The sequence below is a fragment of the Shinella sp. genome (assembly GCF_049651085.1).
Classification (GTDB): domain Bacteria; phylum Pseudomonadota; class Alphaproteobacteria; order Rhizobiales; family Rhizobiaceae; genus Shinella.
Genome location: NZ_JBASBL010000002.1, coordinates 13,694 through 33,257 on the forward strand (window position 1 = coordinate 13,694; position 19,564 = coordinate 33,257).

A 19,564-nucleotide genomic window follows, 5' to 3' on the forward strand; every position below is an offset into this window, starting at 1 on the left:
GACTTTCCCTTCCCGCCTGCGGGAAGGGAAAGCGCGACGGACGTCGCACCAACGCTAGGGCCAGAGGCAACGGATCATGAATACACTCGTAAAACTGCGCTATCGCTTCTGGCCGGACAAGATCTTCGGCGAGCTTCTGCAGAAGCCATGGATGGAAACGGCGGTGCCGCTTCTGGTGCTGCTGGCCGTCATCGCCTTCTTCAGCACGCGGATCGACAATTTCATTTCCGTGTCCAGCATGTCCGACACGCTGCGACAGGCCTGCGAACTCGGTTTCGTCGTGCTCGGCATGTCGATCGTGCTGATCGTCGGCGGCATCGACCTCAGCGTCGGTTCGATCTATGCGCTGTGCAACCTGCTGGCGCTCTACTGCGTGAATGTGCTCGGCTTCGGCATGGTGCCCACCGTCGCGATAACGCTTGTTGCAGGCGGACTTCTCGGCGCGGTCAACGGTGTCCTGATCGGCTATTTCCGAATGCGGGCCTTCCTGACGACGATGGTCACGCTGATCGTCTACAAGGCCGCCAACGACATGCTGAACGCAAGGGTCGGGGTGGAGATCTCGGCGAATTTCCCCGATGCGCCCGCCTGGGATTTCCTGGGCATGGGAACGTTCCTGAACATCCCGGTGGTCGTCTGGGTCTTCGCCGTGGTGGCCATCGGCGGCCATATCTTCCTCACGCGCCTTCGGGCAGGCTGGCATGTGCTCGCCATCGGCGGCAATCGCCGTTCGGCCTACAATACCGGTCTGCCGGTCAAGCGCGTGGTTGCTCTTTCCTATGTCGCCTCAGGTGTCTTTGCTGCTGCGGCCGCCATCTTCTACGCCTCGCGCCTTGCCTCGCCCGGTGCCGATACCGGCAAGGGTCTGGAGATCGTCGTGCTGACGGCGGCGATCCTTGGCGGCATCCGTCTGGGCGGCGGCAAGGGATCGGTCATGAAGGCGATGCTCGGCACGCTGATCGTACTGCTCCTGACCAACGGGATGCTGCGGATGGCGATGTCGGCGGGCATGTCGCGGATGATCCTCGCGTCGATCCTGCTTCTGGCTGCGCTTCTCGATATCCGCTGGTTCAAGAACCGCCACAAGGCCGTTCAGGAACTTTACGTCAGCCCGGGCTACATGGAGCTGCCGCCGCCGCAGACCGCGGCGCGCGACAGCGGCTCTCCCTATGCGCTGAACGACAAGCTGCGCGGGGTCGAGACCATCGGGCTCGGCGAGGTCGAGGCTCCCGAGGACGTGGTCCTCGATACCGACGACAATCTCTATTGCGGCAACCGTCACGGCGACATCATCCGGTTCTTCGCGCCCGACTACAAGCGACAGGAGGTCTATGCCCATATCGGCGGCCAGCCGCTCGGCATGGCGATGACGCAGGATGGCACGCTCTTCGTCTGCGTCGGCGGCATGGGCCTTTACCGGGTCAATCCCGACCGCAGCGTCGCCAAGGTCACGGACGAGACCAATCGCTCGCTCCTCTCGATCATCGACGACAGCCGCCTGCGCCTTGCCGACGACCTCGACATCGCACCCGACGGTCGCATCTTCTTTTCGGAGGCAACGGTGCGCTATGAGATGCACGAATGGCCGACGGACAGCCTTGAAGCACGTGGCAACGGGCGGATCATCTGCCACGATCCGCGCACCGGCAAGACGAGCACGGTACTGCGCAACCTCGTTTTCCCGAACGGTATCGTCATGGCATCGGACGGACAGTCGCTGCTGTTTGCCGAAAGCTGGGCCTGCCGCATCAGCCGCTACTGGTTCGACGGGCCGAAGAAGGGCACGGTCGAGGTGGTGATCGACGACCTGCCGGGCTACCCCGACAACCTCAACCGCGCCTCGGACGGCAATTACTGGCTGGCCATCATGGGTGTGCGCAGTCCTGTCTTCGACCTGGCGATGAAGCGCCCGGCCTTCCGCCGCCGCATGTCCAAGAAACTGCCGGGTGACGAATGGCTGGCACCGAATCTCAATACCGGCTGCATCGTCAAGATCAGCGAGATGGGTGAGGTCCTCGATGTGATGTGGGATCAGGGCGGCGAGAACCACCCGATGATCACCTCCATGCGTGAGCATCGCGGCCATCTCTATATCGGCGGCATCCACAACAACCGCATCGGGCGGCTGAAACTGGAAGACGTCGCTCCCGATTTCGTCGACCTGAAGGTGGCCCATGCTTGAATTTGTCGGACAGATGATCGGTGGCCTCTTCGGGCGCGGCGGATCGAGCCTTTCGGTGCCGATCCTCGACGGAGCCTTCAAGCCGAACAATCTTCTCGAAGAGGCAGAGGTGCTGCTCGAACGGACGGGCCTCGAGGACATGGCGCTCGCTCCTGGCGGCGCCCTGTTCGTGGCGGCTGGCGCGGAGGTGCTGGCGGTCGAAGGCGGTGCGGTGCGGGTGGTGGAGCGTCATGACGGCCCGGTCAGCGCGCTGGCCATTCTTCGCGATGGACGCCGGGTCGTGGCGCTGGGCGACCGCCTTGTGATCGAGGGGCTTGCGACCCCGGTCGTCGAGGCGGGTGGGCGGCGGTTCAAGGCTATCTCGGCGCTCTCGGTCATGGCCGACGGCCGCATTCTCGTCTGCGATGCCTCGGCGCGTCATGACGGCGACAAATGGCAATACGACCTGATGACAAAGGGCCGGTCCGGCCGCCTTCTGGCGCTGGACCCTGACGGCGGCAAGGGCGAACTGCTGCAGGACGACCTTGCCTGGGCTTTCGGCGCCATGGAAAGCCGCAATGGCGTGCTGGTTTCGGAAAGCTGGCGGCATCGCCTTCGCCTTGCGGGCAAGGGCGATGCGACGGGCGAGCTGCCGGGCTATCCCGCGCGCATCACGCCGACGGATGACGGCGGCTTCTGGCTGTCGCTGTTTTCTGGACGGGCGCAGATCGTGGAATTCGTGTTGCAGGAGAAGGCCTTCCGCCGCGAGATGATGGAGACGATCGCCCCGAAATACTGGATTTCACCCGCGCTCTCCTCTGGCGAGGACTTCCTCGAGCCGCTGCAAAGCGGCGGGGTGAAACATATGGGCATCCTGAAACCCTGGGCACCGCCGCGATCCTATGGCCTTGCCGTGCGCTGCGATGCGAACCGCAATCCGCTGATGTCGGTGCATAGCCGGGTCGGAGGTCTCAATCACGGGATCGTCACGACGCTGGAGCGCGGCAACGAGGTGCTGGCCCTGTCAAAGGGGGCGGGCAGGCTTCTGCGCATGGACCTTCAGGCGATCCGCATCGCGAACGGCATCACGGGAGGCGTGGCATGAACCCCATTCTGGAATTGCGCGGCCTGACCAAGCTCTATGCCCGTGTCCCGGCGGTGGAGAACATCAATTTCGCTCTGATGCCCGGTGAGGTTCACGCTCTTCTCGGCGAAAACGGCGCGGGAAAATCCACCCTCACCAAGATGATCGCCGGCGTCGTGGAGCCGACCTCGGGAGATATCCTGCTGGACGGCAAGCCGATACATCTGCGAACCCCGGCAGCGGCGCTCGATGTCGGCATCGCCATGGTGTTTCAGGAAACGAGCCTCGTTCCCTCCATGACCGTGGCGCAGAACCTCTTCATGGGGAACGAGCAGTTCTTCAATCGCCTGCGCGGCATCAACATCGCCGCGCAGCAGTTCATGCAGGCGCTGAACTTCCAGGTCGATCCGACGGCGATGGTTCAGACGCTCGGCGCGGCGAAGAAGCAGATGATCGAGATTGCCCGCGCGATGCTGTCGAACGCCCGGGTGATCGTTTTCGACGAACCGACGGCAACGCTGACTCCGGAGGAAAAGAAGCACTTCTTCGATCTCGTGCGCACGCTCAAAAGCCGGGGCGTCGCCATCATTTTCATCAGCCACGCGCTGGAAGAAGCGCTGGCGATCTCGGACCGGATCACGATCCTGCGCGACGGGCAGCATGTGGTGACCGACGCCACCGTCAATTTCGACCGGGCACGCATCGTGCAGTCCATGGTGGGCCGCAGCCTGTCGGAAGAGCTCTACGGCAAGAGGAAGGACTATGTCCGTCCGCCGGGCGAGCGCATCCTCCAGGTTTCGAACCTGCGGGTGGGAAATATGGTGCGCAACAATTCGCTGTCGGTCTTTGCCGGGCAGGTGACGGGCGTGTTCGGCCTTGTCGGCTCGGGCCGGACGGAAACCTTCAAGGTCGTCTCCGGCGCGATCAAGCGCAACTATCTCAATGGCGGAGAGGTCTTCATCCGCGGCAAGCGTGTGCGCTACCGGGTGCCGGCGCAGAGCCTGCACGAAAAGGTCGCCTACATTACCGAGGATCGAAAGATCGAGGGCTTCTTCGAAACCATGTCGATCAAGGCCAATATCTTCATGGGCAAGCTTGCCAAGGCCGGCTGGCGAAAGTTCTGGCTGCGCCGGTCCGAGATGAACCGTATCGGCGAAGAGTGGGGCAAGTCGCTGCACATTCGCGCGGTCAGCAAGGATGCCAAGGTGATCGAGCTGTCGGGCGGCAACCAGCAGAAAGTGGTGATCGCCAAGTCGTTGATACAGGATCCCGATCTCATCATCTTCGATGAGCCGACGCGCGGCGTCGATGTTGGTGCGATCGCCGAGATTCACCAGATGATCAACCGGCTGGCCGATGAGGGCAAGGCGGTGGTCGTGATCTCTTCCTACCTGCCGGAGGTGATGCAGCTCTCCGACCGGCTTCTCGTCGCGCGGCAGGGCAGGGTCGTCGAGGAATTCTCGCCGCTCGATGCGACGGAGGAGAACCTGATGTACGCGGCCGTCCACTGAAGCAATTCCGGTGAAAACCGGATCGCCGCAATTGCTCCAGGCCTGTTCGCAGGGAAAGTGGCCCGCGCCATCCGGCGCGGGCTTTATCGTTGGTATGTGGGTGTCAGCGACGGATCAGCGGGCGCGCCATGGCGAAGGCTGCATGCAGCGCCGCGGTGCCCTTGCCCTCCGGATCGGCACAGAATTCCGCAAGTTCGGCGATGCACGTCGCGGGCAGCGCCTCTTGCCCCGCCGTGCGCACGAGGCGCTGCCTGAGATCCTCGAAGCTCCAGGCGTAGTCCGACGGCGTCATGTCGCAGATCTCGCTCAGCGTCCCGCCTCCGGCGAGCCGCAGTTCGATCCGGCAGCAGAGCGTGGGGACGCCCTCGTCGGCAACCAGGTCCACCCGTTCCACAAGGGCGTTGATGTCGGCCTCGTGATATTCGGTCATCATGGCCATGGACGGCGCGCCGCGCAGAAGGGTCTGGGCGATGCAGAAGGGAATGCTCATCAGCGTGCCGCCGATGGTCGAGAACGGTCCCTTGCTGTCCATGCCGGCATAGCCGCATTCGTAGGGGTTCATCCGGACCACGACGCTTTCGATGGCCCGACCGGCCAGCTTTTCGCGCAAGGACAGCGCTGCGGTCACAGGGGTCTGGTTGAAGGCGCAGACGGGGAAGGGCTTGAAGGCGACGCGCAGCGTCTGCCAGTCACGGCCGATCCTGGCGACCGTATCGGCCTTGTCCAGCGGGCGGCCGGCGAAGGCGCGGGCGAGGCCCTTGGCGCCCTCGTAGGCCTCGCGCAGGCTGACCGAGCCGGACCGGGCGAGTTCCGCCGCCGTCCAGCCGGCTTGCGCCGTCATGCCCACCTGATAGCGCCATTCGTCCGTCCCTTCCGCAAAGGTCTGAAGCAGGCCGCCCGAAAAGGAAACGGCGTTGCCGAGAGCCGCGCAGGTCCGCTCGGCATCCATGCGGTAAAGCCTTGCGACGGCGGCAGCGGCAGCGCCAGTCCCGTAAAGCGTCGTGGCGCGAAAACCTCGCGGCGTGGTGTCCCCGGCCAGCAGTTCCTCGAAGAGGCCGCCCACCTCGTAGCCGGCAATCATCGCCGGTATCAGATCCGCCATGCTGCCGCGCCCGCTTTCGACGAGCGCCATCAGCAAGGGGATCATCACCGCGCCGAGATGTGCCGCGCCGCAGGTGTCTTCCTGGCCGCGGCCATGGAAAAGCGCACCATTGGCCATGATCGCCCCGGTCACGCTTCCCATTCCACCGCTGCCCAGAAGCGTCGCCTCGCCCGGCCCGCCATACATTGCAAGCGCTGCGGCACGGGCCACGGGTTCATAGGGTGTCGCCAGTCCCGCCATGGCTATGCCGTAGCCGTTCAGCAGGCAGGCATGGGCCTTGTCCCAGACCTGCTGCGGGATTTTATCGCGCGTCAGCGCCGAGGTGAATTGCGCGAGTTCCTGCGCGATCGTCATGGGTTTCCTCCCTCTGAAAGCCTGGTCGCACGCTAGAGCCGGAGGACCGTGCATGTCAACAAAATGATAATTGACTCAGAATTCATTTATGTTAGTTTCGCCCCAGGACGAGGGAGGAATTCATGTCGCAGCAGACGCAGCTTGCAGGTCGGATCATTGCCATCACGGGCGGGGCGAGCGGTATTGGCGCGGCCTGCGCCGAGGTTGCTGCGGCGCGCGGGGCAAGGGTCGCCGTGCTGGATCTCAATCTGGATCAGGCCCGCGCCGTGGCCGAACGGATCGGCGGGCAGGCCTTCCATCTGGACGTGACCGAAGAGCAGAGTGTCGCCGACGCCATTGCCGCCGTCGAGCGCGACATGGGGCCGATAGCGGGCGGCATCACCTCTGCGGGGATCGTGCAGACGCCGAAGTCTCCGGCCGAAATGGACATGGCTGTCTTCGACCGCATCTATCAGGTCAATTTTCGCGGCACGTTCCTGTCGCTGAGGGAATTCGCGCGCCATATGATCCCGCGCCGGTCGGGCAGCCTCGTCGCGCTGAGTTCGATCACCGCGCGGCGTTCGACGCCGCTGCACGCCTACGGGCCGGGCAAGGCCGCCGTCACCAGCCTGGTCGAGGGACTTTCGGGCGAGTGGGGTGGCGCCGGCATCCGGGTGAACGCCATCGAGCCGGGCTATACCCGCACGCCCGCGCTTCAGGCGCAGATCGATCTCGGTCATCGGGACGTGGCGCTCATGAATGCGAATTCGACGCTGGGCCGCATGGTCGAGCCGTCGGAAATCGGAACCGTCGCCGCCTTCCTGCTTTCCGATGACGCCTCGGCGGTCACCGGGGTGTCGATGGCGGTGGATGCGGGTTTCTACCAGGTGGGCTCCTGGGCGCCCTATGGTGGCGTCCGGCAGTACTGATCGCCGTTACATGGCGAGCCGGCCGCCCCGGGAGAGGGCGGCTTTCAAAAATGGAGGAATGAATGACCGTTACCCATCGGGCGGGAATGTCCCGTCGTGCCTTTTTGTCGACTGCGGGCGCCCTCGGCGCTGCAACGCTTGCCTGTCCCTCGATCCTTCGTGCGCAGGGCGCGACCATCAAGGTCGGGGTTCCCACCATCCTGTCGGGCCGGGTCGCCATTCTGGGCGAGACCGCCTCGATCGGCGCCAAGATCGCGGTGGACGCCGTCAATGCCGCCGGTGGCATCGACGGACGTATGATCGAGCTGGTCATTCGCGACACCAAGGGCAAGCCGGACGAGGCCGCCCGCATCACGCGCGAGCTGATCAGCACTGACGGCTGCCAGGTGATCCTGGATGCGGAAGCCTCGGGCGGGGCCTTCGCCGTGCACGAAGTGGTGCGCGATACGGGCACTTACTGCGTTCATTCGATCTCGGAAACATCCTCGCTGACCGCCGATCCGGCCAATGGCGCGCACTGGATTTTCCGCTCCGGGCGGCAGGGCATTCATGACGCCATCGCAGGCGGATTGTATGCGTCGGAACTTGCGAAATCGGGCGTGAAGCGCTGGGCGACCTGCTCGCCGGACTACGCCTACGGGCGTGACACCACGGCCGAGTTCATGGAATTCCTCGCCATCTTCGCCCCGGACGTAAAGCTGGTCGGCGAGACGTGGCCGAAGTCGTTCCAGCCCGATTACACGGAAAACATCACCAGCCTGCTGAACCTTGCACCCGAGGCGCTCTACACCTGCCTGTGGGGCGGCGATCTGGTGGCCTTCTTCGATCAGGCGAGCCTCTACGGCCTGTTCGACCAGTTCCAGACGGTGGCCGTCAACATGGGCGACGCACCGGTGCTGGAGGCGATCAAGAACCTGCCCGCCGGCATCCATTCGGGCAACCGCTACCACAAGGACATTCCCGACAGCGAGGGCAACGAGGCCTGGAACGCCGAGTTCCGCAAATCGGGCAAGCTGCCGACGAACTGGGGCTGGCAGGCCTATACCGGCGCGCGCTTCGTGATCGAGGCGCTGAAGGCCACGGGCGGCGGGACCGATCGCGACAAGCTGGCGGAAGCCACCAAGGGCAGGACCATCGACAGCCCGCATGGCGTGAACGGCACGGTCACTATGCGCGAGAGCGACAACACGCTCGTCGACTACGCGATCGGCTACGGCAAGACGATCTCCGAGGCGCCCTACCTCACCGATTTCCAGCCCGTCGCATGGGATGTCCTCCACGAGCACGAGATGGAGTGGAAGAAGCGCAAGGGCTTCATCTGATCCTCCCGGCCGCGCGGCCATGGCTGCGCGGCTCCACCTCAAAGGAAAGCCGCAGATGCTCGATCTCGACGCATTGTTGAACTGTTTCAGCGCGACATCCTGTCTGGTCACGCAGACTTCCACCGGCATCATCATCGGGATGCTGCTGTTCCTCGTCGCATCGGGCGTGACGCTGATCTTCGGCGTGCTGCACGTGGTGAATTTCGCCCACGGCGCCTTCTACATGATCGGCGCCTATACGGCCTGGTCCGCCTACGGTGCGACGGGCAGCTATTATCTGGCGGTGCTGGCGGGTGCGCTTTGCGCCGCGGTGATCGGTATCCTTTTCGAGCGCCTCGCAATCAGCAGGGTCTACAAGGAAAACCTGCTGATGCAGCTTCTCGTCTGCTACGCCTTCGTCCTTGTCGCGGACGATGCGGTGAAGATGATCTGGGGCGCGGAATATCTGGCCATGGGCATCCCGGACGAATTCCGCGTGCCGCCGTACCGCTTCGCGGGCGGGGTGGTGCCGCCCTTCTATGTCTTCCTCGTGGCGACCTCGCTTGCCGTGGCCACGGGCTGCCTCCTGCTCATCCGCTACAGCCGGTTCGGCAAGATCGTGCGGGCGGCGGCGCACAATGCCACCATGGTCTCCGTACTGGGCATCCGCGTTCCGATCTATTTCGCCGGGCTTTTCGGCCTGGGCTGCGCTCTTGCAGGCATGGCCGGGGCGCTCGCCGCACCGGTGCGTTCGATGACGCCGGGCATGGGACTTTCGATCCTGATCGACAGCTTCATCGTCACCGTGATCGGCGGCATGGGATCGATCCCCGGTGCGCTGCTGGCCGCGCTCATGCTCGGCGTGACGCGCTCCTTCGGCAGCCTCGGCTTTCCCCTTTTCGTCGACGGCGTGATGTTCATCATGATGGTCGCAATCCTGGTCTTCCGCCCGCAGGGCCTGCTTGGCGAGAAGGCACCGCGATGAGCCCGATGCATCCGTTCCTCCACGCAAGCCTTCTGGCGCTTGCCGCCCTTTGCGGTTTCATCCTGCTGGGGGCTGTCGGCCCCGGCGCCTGGATTCTCGACACGCTGACCGGACTGTTCGCCGCCGGCCTTCTCGTCATGTCGCTGCATCTGCTGATCGGCTACACGGGCATGACATCGTTCGGGCACGCTGCCTATTATGCCAGCGGCGGCTACATCTTCGGCATGATCCTGCAGAGCCCGGCCTTTGTCGCCGCCTGTGGGGCCTGGTCGGTGCCGCTCGCCACGCTGCTCGCGGTCTGCGGAACCGGGCTCTTCGCACTTGTCGTCGGCTCGATCTGCGCACGGCTGTCGGAAATCTACTTCGCCTTCCTGACGCTCGCCTTCCAGATGCTCTTCGTCTCCATCATCCAGGGCCTCGTCCAGTATACCGGCGGCGACCAGGGGCTGACGGGCGGCATTCCGCGTCCGGTCTTCCTGGGCCTCGATCTGGTGCAGGCGCAGGACCGGTACGCCTTCTCGGCCTTCCTGTTCGTCATCGGCGTTCTTGCGGTGCGGCTGATCACCCTCTCCTCGTTCGGGGCGAGCCTGCGCATGGTGCGCGACAACGAACGCCGCGCGGCTTTCCTCGGTGTGAACACCTATGGGGTCAAGGTGCTGGTCTTCGTCGCTGCCGGATCGATCGCCTCGCTTGGCGGCGTCGTCCTCGCGGTCTTCACCTCGGCCGCCTACCCGGAATGGGCCAGCTGGACGGTTTCCGGCGAAGCGATCTTCATGATCATGCTCGGCGGGCTGCACAGCTTCTGGGGGCCGCTGGTGGGCGTGGTTGCGATGCGGATCATCAACGACGTGACGCTTCTCTACACCACGCATACCGAGCTGGCCAAAGGCCTCGCGATCCTCTTCGTCGTCCTCGTTCTCAAGCGCGGCATCCTCGACTGGGTGTCCGACTGGCGCAAGGCGCGCCGCAAGACCGACGTCAGAAAGGAACAGGGCCATGCTGCACCTTGAGCATCTCGTGAAACGGTTCGGCGGGCTGACGGCAACGGATGATGTGTCGTTGACCTTTCCGGCCGGGTCGCTGTCGGCGATCATCGGACCGAACGGTGCGGGCAAGACCACGCTGTTCAACCAGATCACCGGTCATCTCGTGCCCACCAGCGGCAAGATCTGGCTGGAGAAGCAGGAGATCACTGGTCAAAAGCCCGCTGCCATCGTCCGCAAGGGCATCGGCCGGGCCTTCCAGATCGCCAGCATCTTTCCCTCGATGACGGTACGCGAATCGCTTGCCGCCGCGGTCACGGCCCACCGTCGCGCCTCCTTCGGCGTGATGAGCGTCTTTCCCCGCCGCGACGTGGCGCACCGGACCGACGAACTCCTGCACCTGCTCGGCATGGAGGCCGTCGCCGAACGCAGGTCGAGCGAGATTTCGCATGGCGACCAGAAGCTGCTGGACGTGGGCCTTGCCCTGGCGCTGGAGCCGAAGGTGCTGCTGCTGGACGAGCCGGCCGCCGGAATGGGGACCGAGGAACGCTGGCAGATGATGGCCACCGTCCAGCGCCTCTGGAAGAGCGCCAACATGACGCTGATCTTCATCGAACACGACATCGAACTGGTGTTCCGCACGGCGGAGGTCATCCACGTTCTGCGCTATGGCGCGGTTCTCGCCTCCGGCACGCCTGACGAGATTCGCGGCCATCCCGATGTGATCGAGGCCTATCTCGGCCGCGAAACCGAGGAGGAGACGGCATGAGCGAAGTCATTCTCGACCTGAACGGGGTCAACGTCTTCTACGGAGCCTCGCATATCCTGTTCGACATGGCGCTGGAGGTGCGCAAAGGGCGCACGCTCGCCCTTCTGGGCCGCAACGGCGCCGGCAAATCCACGACGATGAAGGCGATCATGGGGGTGGCCCCGATCCGCTCGGGTGAGATCCGCTATGCGGGAAGCCGCATTGACGGCCAGGTGCCGCATGCGGTCGCCCGCCACGGCATCGGCCTCGTGCCAGAGGACCGGCAGGTCTTTCCGGGCCATTCGGTCGACGACAACCTGCGCATCGCCGCCAAGCCGGGCGTCAACGGGCAGAGCGACTGGACGATGGACAACATCTACGACGCTTTCCCCATCCTGGCGAAGATGCGTGGCCGCCCAGCCGGCATGATGTCCGGCGGGGAGCAGCAGCTTCTTTCGATGGCGCGATGCCTCATGGGCAACCCCGAGCTGATCCTTCTGGACGAGCCGTCCGAGGGCCTCGCGCCGATCATCGTGCAGGAGATCGGCCGCCTGATCCGGCGCCTGCGAAGCACCGGCGTGACGATCGTCCTTGCCGAACAGAACATGCATTTCTGCCTCGGCATTTCGGAGGACGCCGTCGTCATCGACAAGGGCCAGATTGTCTATCGAGGCACCATCGAGGCGCTGAAGGCGGACAAGGATATTACCAGCCGATACCTGGCCATCTGACGGAAAAGCTATGAACAAGACCATGATGAAGAGGCTGCGCCATGAGCCGTGAAACCGCCCCCAACAACCCGGCGGAGGCGCTGAAAAGCATCTACCGCCGCGCCATGATTATTCGCGAGGCGGAAAAGACGCTGCAGCAGCTGTTCGTTGATGGCAAGGTGCCGGGCTTCCTGCATCTTTCCATCGGGCAGGAGGCGGTCGCCTCTGCCGTCTCGGAATTCCTGACGCCGGGCGATACGGTCTCGTCGAACCATCGCGGTCACGGTCACACGCTCGCCAAGGGTGTCGATCTTGCGGGTTTCTTCGCCGAGATCCTCGGTCGCGCCACCGGTATTTGCGGCGGACGCGGCGGGTCGATGCATGTGGCCGACCTGCGGCTTGGAATGCTCGGGGCCAACGGCATCGTCGCCGCGGGCCTGCCGATCACCACCGGTTCGGCCCTGGCGCTGAAGGCGCGCGGCAAGGGCGAGATTGCGGTCGTCTATTTCGGTGACGGGGCGCTGGCCGAGGGGCTGGTGCACGAGTGCCTGAACATTGCGAAGCTCTGGTCGCTGCCGGTTCTCTTCTGCTGCGAGAACAATGGCTGGTCCGAGTTCAGCCCGACAGAAAAGCAGCTTGCCGTGAAACTCAAGGATCTCGCCGGCGCGTTCGGCATCGCCTATGGCGAGGCGGATGGCAACGACGTGCTGGCAATGCACGAGGCTGCGCGCGATGCCATCGGCCGCATGCGGGCGGAATGCGCTCCCCACATTCTCGAATGCCGCACCACCCGCGTGCGTGGGCATTACGAGGGAGACAAGCAGGACTATCGCCCGGAGGGCGAGGCAGATGAAATGTCGTCCCGCGATCCGATCGTGATCGCCCGGCGCCGCCTTGCAGAATTCGGCGTCCCGGCTGCCTGGATGGAAACCACCGACGGCGAGGTGAAGGCAGCCAATGCCGTCGCGCTCGAGGCCGCGCTCGCCGCCCCGCTTCCGGATGCCGCCAGCCTGCTTGCCGATGTCTACACTGCCGGGGAGATCCGTCATGGCTGAGACCCGTTACGTTAAGGCCGTCACCCGCGCCCTGCAGGATGCCATGGTCGCCGATCCTTCCGTCATGCTGATCGGCGAGGACATCGCCGCTGCGGGCGGCTCGTTCAAGGCGACCCGCGGGCTCTTGGAAGAATTCGGGCCGGGCCGGGTCTATGACGCCCCCATCGCCGAGGCGGCGATCACCGGCATTGCCGTGGGGGCAGCGCTTTCGGGCATGCGCCCGGTGGCCGAGATCATGTTCATGGATTTCATCACGCTGTCGATGGACATGCTGGTGAACCAGGCGGCCAAGGCACGCTACATGTTCGGCGGGCAGGGTTCGGTGCCCATGGTGCTGCGCACCCCGCATGGCGGCGGTCTTTCCGCAGGGCCCCAGCATTCGCAATGCCTGGAGGCATGGTTTGCGCATATTCCCGGCCTGAAGGTCGTGGTGCCCGCCACGGTGGAAGATGCCTACAGCCTTCTGCGTGCCGCCATAGACGATCCGGATCCGGTGATCGTGGTGGAGAACAAGGCGCTCTACGCCCTGAAGGGGGATCTGCCCGACACGCCGGCCCCGGCCCGTATCGGCGAGGCGGCTGTGCGCCGCGAGGGCACGGATGTCACCCTCGTGACCTATGGCGCGACGCTCTGGACGGCGCTGAAGGCGGCGGAAGAGGCTTCCTCGATGGGAATTTCGGTGGAGGTCGTCGATTTGCGCTCCATCCAGCCCTGGGACGAGGCGGTGGTGTTGGCGAGCCTCTCCAGAACCCATCGTCTTCTCGTCGTTCATGAGGCTGTCGAGGCCTTCGGGGTCGGTGCCGAGATCGCAGCGCGCATGGCCGATATCGGCTTCGACGAACTGGACGCGCCGATCCTACGGGTCGCCGCACCCTTTTCGCCCGTGCCGTTCAGCCCGGCGCTGGAAGGTGAATGGCGGGTGAACGAAACCAAGATCCTTGCGGCGCTGCGCCGCCTGATGGCCTGAGAGGGGTGTCCGATGAGCACTGAACAGAAAGCCTCCTACGTTCGCCTTGAAATCGAAGGCGCGGTGGCAGTCGTCACTTTCGACCGGCCCGAAAAGCTGAATGCGCTGGATATGGGCGTTCTGGCGGAACTGAATGCGATCCTCGACCGGATCGAGGGTGACGTTGCCATTCGTGCCGTGATCTTCACCGGCGCGGGGCGCGCCTTCGTGGCCGGCGGGGACATCGCGGATCTTGGCTCGCGTGGAGCCCTGGCCCACTACAACGAGTTCGCCGAAACGATCCACCGCACGCTGCGCCGCATCGAGCTGCTGGACAAGCCCACCATCGGCGCGATCAACGGCTTCGCGCTGGGCGGGGGAACGGAACTCCTGCTGACCTTCGACCTGCGCCTTCTGTCGGACAAGTCCAAGCTCGGCCTGCCCGAGATCAATCTCGGCCTCTTCCCCGGTGCGGGCGGCACGCAGCGCATCCTGCGGCAGGTGCCTTCCTGCCGGGCGCGCGAGATCATGTATCTGGGCGAGATGATCTCTCCCGAGGAAGCCGTAGAGATCGGCCTCGCCAACCGCGTCGTGCCGCATGACAGCCTGATGGACGAAGCGCGGGCGATGGCTGCGAAACTCGCAGCCAAGTCGCCGCTGATCCTGAAGCTGCTCAAGCGCGCGCTGATCGACGGGGCGGATATGCCGCTGTCGGCCGCGCTGCGCCATGAGCAGGCGGTTATCGGCCTCGTTCTCGACAGTCGCGATGCTCATGAGGGCTGCGCGGCCTTCATCGAGAAGCGCGCTGCGAATTTCCAAGGAGAATGACATGTCCGAGATCGTGATGCCCAAGTTCGGGCTGACGATGACCGAGGGCCTGATCACCGCCTGGCATCGCAAGCCGGGCGAGGCGGTGAAGGCCGGAGACCTGTTGTTCGAGGTCGAGACGGAAAAGGTCACCAACGAGGTCGAGGCCTCCTCCGACGGCATTCTGGAGGAAATTCTCTTTCCCGAAGGATCGGTCGTGGCGGTGGGCCTGCCGATCGCTCGCATGGCGGGCACGGGCACGACGGCAGGGCAGGCCCCGGCGCCGGCTGCTTCGGCCGCCGCCCCAGCCCCAGCCCCAGCCCCAGCCCCGGTTGGCGCAGATGCTCCCTCGGCGCGCAAGCTGATGGCCGAATGCGGCATTGCCCGCGATGCCGTGACAGGCACGGGCCGCGGCGGACGGGTGATGAAGGAGGATGTGCTCCGCATCGTCGCGACGCCGCTGGCGCGCCGGATCGCCCGGCGGGAAGGGGTCGATCTTGCGGAAGTCGCCGGCTCTGGTCCGCATGGCCGGATCAAGGCCGCGGATGTCGACGCGGCCAAGCGAGCCGCGCCCACGCAACCGCCCGCATCCGCAACCAGCGTCCTGGTTCAGCCGGATCCTGTGCGCGCCGCGACGGCCCGCCGGGTTCAGGCGGCCAAGCGCGACATCCCGCATTTCTATCTGACCCGGCATATCGACATGCGTGCGCTGAACCGCCTGCGCGCCGATCTCAATACGGATGCGGCCGGCCGCGTGAAGCTGTCGGTAACGCATTTTCTGGTGAAAGCCGTGGGCCTGGCGCTTGCCGCCCATCCGGGCCTCAACCGTGTCTGGCTGCCCGATGGCATTCTCACGCTCGACAGCATCGGCGTGGGTATCGTCACCGAGACGCCGCAGGGCCTGCGTATCCCGGTGGCCGACCGGGCGGATAGCACGCCGCTCGATGATCTTGCCGAAATCTGCGCGGGCCTGTTCGGCCGTGCCCGGGCTGGTACGCTGACCTCCGCCGATGTCTCGGGCGGTGCGATCTCGATCTCCAATGTCGGGATGTTCGGCGCCGATACGTTGACGCCCATCATCAGCCCGCCGCAGGCGATGATCCTCGGCATCGGTGCCGAGCAGCGCCTCTTCCGCCCGGACGCCGAAGGCCGGCCCGAGCTGGTGCAGGAGATCGTGCTCACCCTTGCCGCCGACCACCGCCTGATCGATGGCGCGGATGCAGCCCGTTTTCTCGCCACGCTGGCCCGCGTGCTCGAAGAACCGATTGCGCTCCTGCGCCCGCCCGCCCGTCCGGGCCAATGACCTTGAGGAACTACAGATGAACTTCGACCTTACCGAAGAACAGACAATGATGATCGAGACCGCCCGCCAGATCGGCGAGCGCTTCGGGCTCGACTACTGGCGGCGCAAGGATGCGGCGAAGGAGTATCCCCATGAGATCTGGCAGGCGATCTGCGAGGCAGGGATCGCCGGCATGATGGTGCCAGAGGCCTATGGCGGCCTCGGTGTCGGACTGGTCGACCTGGCGCTCTGCATCGAGGAGCTTTGCAAGGGCGGGGCAGGGTCCACGCTCTCCCAGATGTTCATGCTCAATCCGGTGTTCGGCGGTGTCTCGCTCGTGCTCTACGGCAACGAGACGATGAAGCGGGAGCTGCTGCCCGGCCTGTGCAACGGCAGCGTGACCTTCAGCATGGCCCTGACCGAGCCCGACGCGGGCACCAATTCGCTGGGCATGAAAGCCCGGGCGGAACGGGTGGATGGCGGCTGGGCCATCTCGGGCCAGAAAATCTGGATCACAGGCGTGGCGGCTTCGACGAAAATGCTGATCGTGGCGCGTACCACGCAGCCGCAAGAGGGCGTCAAGAAGACCCACGGTATCACTCTGTTCATGGTCGATACCGACCGGCAGGGCATCAGCCACAGCGAGATCGACAAGCTGGGCACCAATACCCTTCCGTCCTCGATCGTCTATCTCGACCGGGTCTTCGCCTCGCACGACGAGGTGATCGGCACGGTGGACGGCGGCTGGCCGGAACTGCTCGACATCCTCAATTGCGAGCGCATCGTCACCACCTCGGGGCTTGTCGGCACAGGTGCGCTCGCGCTGAAACTGGCTGTGGACTATGCGCGTGAGCGCAAGGTCTTCAACGGGCGCCCGATCGGCAGCTATCAGGGCCTGCAGTTCCCGCTGGCGCAGCACTGGGCGGAACTGGAAGCAGCGCGCCTGCTCAACTTGAAGGCCGCCTCGAATTTCGACCGGAAGCTGCCCTTTGGTTCGGAAAGCAATGCGGCCAAGCTGATCGCCTCGCAGGCCGCCTCGGCGGCGGCGGAGCAGTCGATGCAGGTCATGGGCGGCATGGGTTATTCCAAGGAGTTCCATGCGGAAAGGCTCTGGCGCGATGCCCGCCTCTTCCGGTTTGCTCCGGTTTCCGAAGAAATGATTCTCAATTACATCTCGACAGTCAATCTGGGTCTGCCAAGATCGTACTGAGAGGAGGAGCGCCGATGTTCAATCTGTCCCGTTGCCTGGCGGTCAATGCCGGCCAGAGACCGGCTGCCGAGGCGCTGGTCTATGGGGAACTGCGCCTGGACTGGAAAACGCTGGAGGCCCGGGTCGAGCATCTGGCTGCAGCCCTTGCCGGGCATGGTGTGGGTGAGGGCAAGATCGTCGCCCTCATGATGAAGAACAGCCCGGCCTATATCGAGCTGATCTACGCCATCAGCCATCTGGGAGCAGTAGTACTGCCGCTGAATTTCCGTCTCTCGGCGGAAGAGGTCGGCTACATCGCCAATCATGCCGGGGCGATAACGATCGTCGCGGACGATATTTTCGAGGCGCAGGCCGCCGGGGCCGGCCTGCCGCTGATCGTGCTGGATTCTGCCGGCCAGATGGATATCGGCGCGGTGCTTCTGGATGCTTCGGGCGGACGCCGGCGCTTGAGCGCCACGCCGCGCCGGCGCGATGATATCTTCCGGCTGATGTACACGTCCGGCACCACGTCGCGCCCGAAGGGCGTTGTGCACAGCTATGACAATTTCTATTGGAAATGCTTTGACCACACGCTCTCGCTGGGTCTGAGTGAAAGCACGCGGCTTCTGGTCGTCGGCCCGCTCTACCATGTGGGCGGATGCGACCTTCCGGGCCTCGGCGTGCATCTGGCAGGCGGCACGGTGGTGCTGTTGCGCGACTACGAGCCGCGCACCGTTCTCGAGACGATCGAGCGGGAGCGGATAGACGGCATCTGGCTTGCCCCGGTCATGGCGAACGACATTCTCAATCTTCCCGCCGAAGGCCTGCCCGATGTTTCCTCGTTGCGCTGGTGCATTGCGGGCGGCGAGCGCACCCCGGAATCGCGCATTCGCGCCTTTTTCGACCGCTTTGCGAAAGCCCGCTACATCGATGCCTATGGTATGACCGAAACGGTCTCGGGCGATACGCTGATGGAGCCGGGACGCGAATTCGACAAGATCGGATCTGTCGGGCGGGCTCTGCGCTTCGTTGAGATCGAGATACGGGGCGAGGACGGAGAGCGCCTGCCTCCGCACGAAGAGGGTGAGATCTGCATGCGCGGACCGAAGGTCATGCGGGAATATTGGCGCGATCCGCAAAAGACCGCGGAAGCCTTCTTTCCCGACGGCTTTCTGCGCTCGGGCGACGTGGGCTACATCGATGACGATGGCTTTCTGTTCATCACGGACCGCCAGAAGGACATGATCATTTCCGGCGGCGAGAACATCGCCTCTTCCGAAGTCGAGCGGGTGATCTATGAGCATCCGGCTGTCAAGGAAGCTGCCGTCTACGCCCGCCCTCATGCGCGCTGGGGAGAAGTGGCGGTCGCCGCTGTCGTGCTTGCGGAAGGGCAGGTGATGACCTATCAGCAGTTGCTGGATCATTGCCGCGCACATCTGGCGGGGTTCAAATGCCCCAAGGACATGATCGTTCTTGCGCAGTTGCCGCGCAATCCGTCGGGCAAGGTGCTCAAGCGTACCCTGCGCGAGCTTGATGCTGCCGGTTCCCTGATTGCGCAGGAGAGGGGAAAGCAGAGTGCCTGAAGCCAATTCTCCGGTATCGATCCGCAAACCCCAGCGCCAGCGCCTGAGCCGGGAGGAAAAGGCGCGGGTTACCCGCGACGGTCTTCTGAACGCCGGCTGCGCTGTCGTCGCGGCCGAAGGCTACGCCTCTGCTTCGATCGCCAAGATCGCCGATCTGGCCGGGGTGGCGCACGGCACCTTCTACAACTACTTCGAGGATCGACAGGCGCTGTTCGAAGAGCTGCTTCCGTATGAGGGGCTGCGGATGCGCGATCAGATCGAGGAGATCGCGCGCGCCGCGCCGCCGGGCATGCAGCGCGAATTCATCCGTTTCGAGGCATTCCTCAACTACGTGATCGAGAACGAAGGCTTCTACCGGGTTCTCTACGAAGCGGAGATATTCGCCCCTGGCGCGCATCGCGCCCATATGGACAATATCGTCAATGGCTACAAACGCACGTTCCACCGGGCCATGGACGAAAACCGCATGCACCGGCTTGGCCCGCAGCATGTGGAATGCCTGATCTACCAGATACTGGGTATGCGAGCCTATGCGGCCATGCAGATCCACTTTGCCGGCGAGGCCTCCGACAAGCATGCGATCCGCGATGCAGCCGGGGCAACCTATCGCTTCCTGATCGGGCGCAGCCTGCTGGACAATGAAACGACGGGTTAATCCGGTGATGGGATTTGTCGTTTTGAATGCGGCCCTGCCCGGAGTACTTTCCAGAGCACGAAGAGAATGGATTAAGCCATGAAAATCCTGGTCCCTGTAAAGCGGGTCGTTGATTACAACGTGAAGATTCGCGTCAAGGCGGATGGCTCGGGTGTCGAGCTTGCCAATGTGAAGATGTCGATGAACCCGTTCGACGAGAT

General features: G+C 64.4%; 17 protein-coding genes and 1 pseudogene. 17 read left to right on the forward strand and 1 reads right to left on the reverse strand.

The window, feature by feature from the left end; all coding sequences use genetic code 11:
* The first annotated feature begins 76 nt into the window (after window positions 1-76).
* From WA950_RS00230 to WA950_RS00240, 3 genes are read left to right on the forward strand one after another with little or no spacing between them, the layout of a single operon-like run.
* Window positions 77-2,182, forward strand: coding sequence for an ABC transporter permease (locus tag WA950_RS00230; protein ID WP_424549658.1), 2,106 nt, complete (start codon window positions 77-79; stop codon window positions 2,180-2,182).
* Entirely contained in the window at window positions 2,175-3,266 is a 1,092-nt protein-coding gene (locus tag WA950_RS00235; RefSeq protein ID WP_424549659.1) for a hypothetical protein, read from the forward strand. Before WA950_RS00230 ends, WA950_RS00235 begins: the two co-directional genes overlap by 8 nt.
* A complete protein-coding gene (locus WA950_RS00240) occupies window positions 3,263-4,756 on the forward strand; it encodes a sugar ABC transporter ATP-binding protein (RefSeq protein WP_424549660.1) in 1,494 nt (497 codons plus the stop codon). Before WA950_RS00235 ends, WA950_RS00240 begins: the two co-directional genes overlap by 4 nt.
* A 103-nt stretch (window positions 4,757-4,859) precedes the next feature.
* Here WA950_RS00240 and WA950_RS00245 read toward each other — a convergent pair whose 3' ends face one another.
* Window positions 4,860-6,212 (reverse strand): MmgE/PrpD family protein, encoded by a 1,353-nt coding sequence (locus tag WA950_RS00245; RefSeq protein WP_424549661.1) that lies wholly within the window; start codon window positions 6,210-6,212, stop codon window positions 4,860-4,862.
* Between the two features lie 122 nt (window positions 6,213-6,334).
* Here WA950_RS00245 and WA950_RS00250 point away from each other — a divergent pair, with 122 nt between their 5' ends.
* From WA950_RS00250 to WA950_RS00315, 14 genes and pseudogenes are all read left to right on the forward strand, one after another.
* Window positions 6,335-7,120, forward strand: a complete 786-nt coding sequence (locus tag WA950_RS00250; RefSeq protein ID WP_424549662.1) for an SDR family NAD(P)-dependent oxidoreductase — start codon at window positions 6,335-6,337, stop codon at window positions 7,118-7,120.
* A gap of 62 nt (window positions 7,121-7,182) precedes the next feature.
* Window positions 7,183-8,442, forward strand: coding sequence for an ABC transporter substrate-binding protein (locus WA950_RS00255; protein WP_424549663.1), 1,260 nt, complete (start codon window positions 7,183-7,185; stop codon window positions 8,440-8,442).
* A 55-nt stretch (window positions 8,443-8,497) separates the two neighbouring features.
* Window positions 8,498-9,406: a branched-chain amino acid ABC transporter permease gene (locus WA950_RS00260; RefSeq protein WP_424549664.1), complete on the forward strand. Its 909-nt coding sequence runs from the start codon at window positions 8,498-8,500 to the stop codon at window positions 9,404-9,406.
* Complete coding sequence (locus WA950_RS00265; protein WP_424549665.1) at window positions 9,403-10,416, forward strand: branched-chain amino acid ABC transporter permease; 1,014 nt, start codon at window positions 9,403-9,405, stop codon at window positions 10,414-10,416. Before WA950_RS00260 ends, WA950_RS00265 begins: the two co-directional genes overlap by 4 nt.
* On the forward strand, window positions 10,403-11,158 hold the full coding sequence (locus WA950_RS00270) for an ABC transporter ATP-binding protein (protein WP_424549666.1): 756 nt from the start codon (window positions 10,403-10,405) through the stop codon (window positions 11,156-11,158). The genes WA950_RS00265 and WA950_RS00270 overlap by 14 nt, the downstream gene beginning before the upstream one ends.
* The gene (locus tag WA950_RS00275; protein ID WP_424549667.1) at window positions 11,155-11,868 is read left to right on the forward strand and encodes an ABC transporter ATP-binding protein; all 714 of its coding nucleotides are present in this window, start codon (window positions 11,155-11,157) and stop codon (window positions 11,866-11,868) included. Before WA950_RS00270 ends, WA950_RS00275 begins: the two co-directional genes overlap by 4 nt.
* A gap of 41 nt (window positions 11,869-11,909) precedes the next feature.
* Window positions 11,910-12,902: a thiamine pyrophosphate-dependent dehydrogenase E1 component subunit alpha gene (locus WA950_RS00280; RefSeq protein WP_424549668.1), complete on the forward strand. Its 993-nt coding sequence runs from the start codon at window positions 11,910-11,912 to the stop codon at window positions 12,900-12,902.
* Window positions 12,895-13,869, forward strand: a complete 975-nt coding sequence (locus WA950_RS00285) for an alpha-ketoacid dehydrogenase subunit beta (RefSeq protein WP_424549669.1) — start codon at window positions 12,895-12,897, stop codon at window positions 13,867-13,869. The genes WA950_RS00280 and WA950_RS00285 overlap by 8 nt, the downstream gene beginning before the upstream one ends.
* A 12-nt stretch (window positions 13,870-13,881) precedes the next feature.
* On the forward strand, window positions 13,882-14,676 hold the full coding sequence (locus WA950_RS00290; protein ID WP_424549670.1) for an enoyl-CoA hydratase/isomerase family protein: 795 nt from the start codon (window positions 13,882-13,884) through the stop codon (window positions 14,674-14,676).
* Window position 14,677: 1 nt separating this feature from the next.
* Complete coding sequence (locus WA950_RS00295; RefSeq protein WP_424549671.1) at window positions 14,678-15,958, forward strand: dihydrolipoamide acetyltransferase family protein; 1,281 nt, start codon at window positions 14,678-14,680, stop codon at window positions 15,956-15,958.
* 16 nt (window positions 15,959-15,974) lie between these two features.
* Window positions 15,975-17,147, forward strand: a complete 1,173-nt coding sequence (locus WA950_RS00300) for an acyl-CoA dehydrogenase family protein (RefSeq protein WP_424549672.1) — start codon at window positions 15,975-15,977, stop codon at window positions 17,145-17,147.
* 14 nt (window positions 17,148-17,161) lie between these two features.
* On the forward strand, window positions 17,162-18,709 hold the full coding sequence (locus WA950_RS00305; RefSeq protein ID WP_424549673.1) for an AMP-binding protein: 1,548 nt from the start codon (window positions 17,162-17,164) through the stop codon (window positions 18,707-18,709).
* Window positions 18,702-19,364, forward strand: a complete 663-nt coding sequence (locus WA950_RS00310; RefSeq protein ID WP_424549674.1) for a TetR/AcrR family transcriptional regulator — start codon at window positions 18,702-18,704, stop codon at window positions 19,362-19,364. The genes WA950_RS00305 and WA950_RS00310 overlap by 8 nt, the downstream gene beginning before the upstream one ends.
* Before the next feature lie 78 nt (window positions 19,365-19,442).
* Window positions 19,443-19,564 (forward strand): annotated as a pseudogene (locus WA950_RS00315) (electron transfer flavoprotein subunit beta/FixA family protein); the annotation flags it as partial.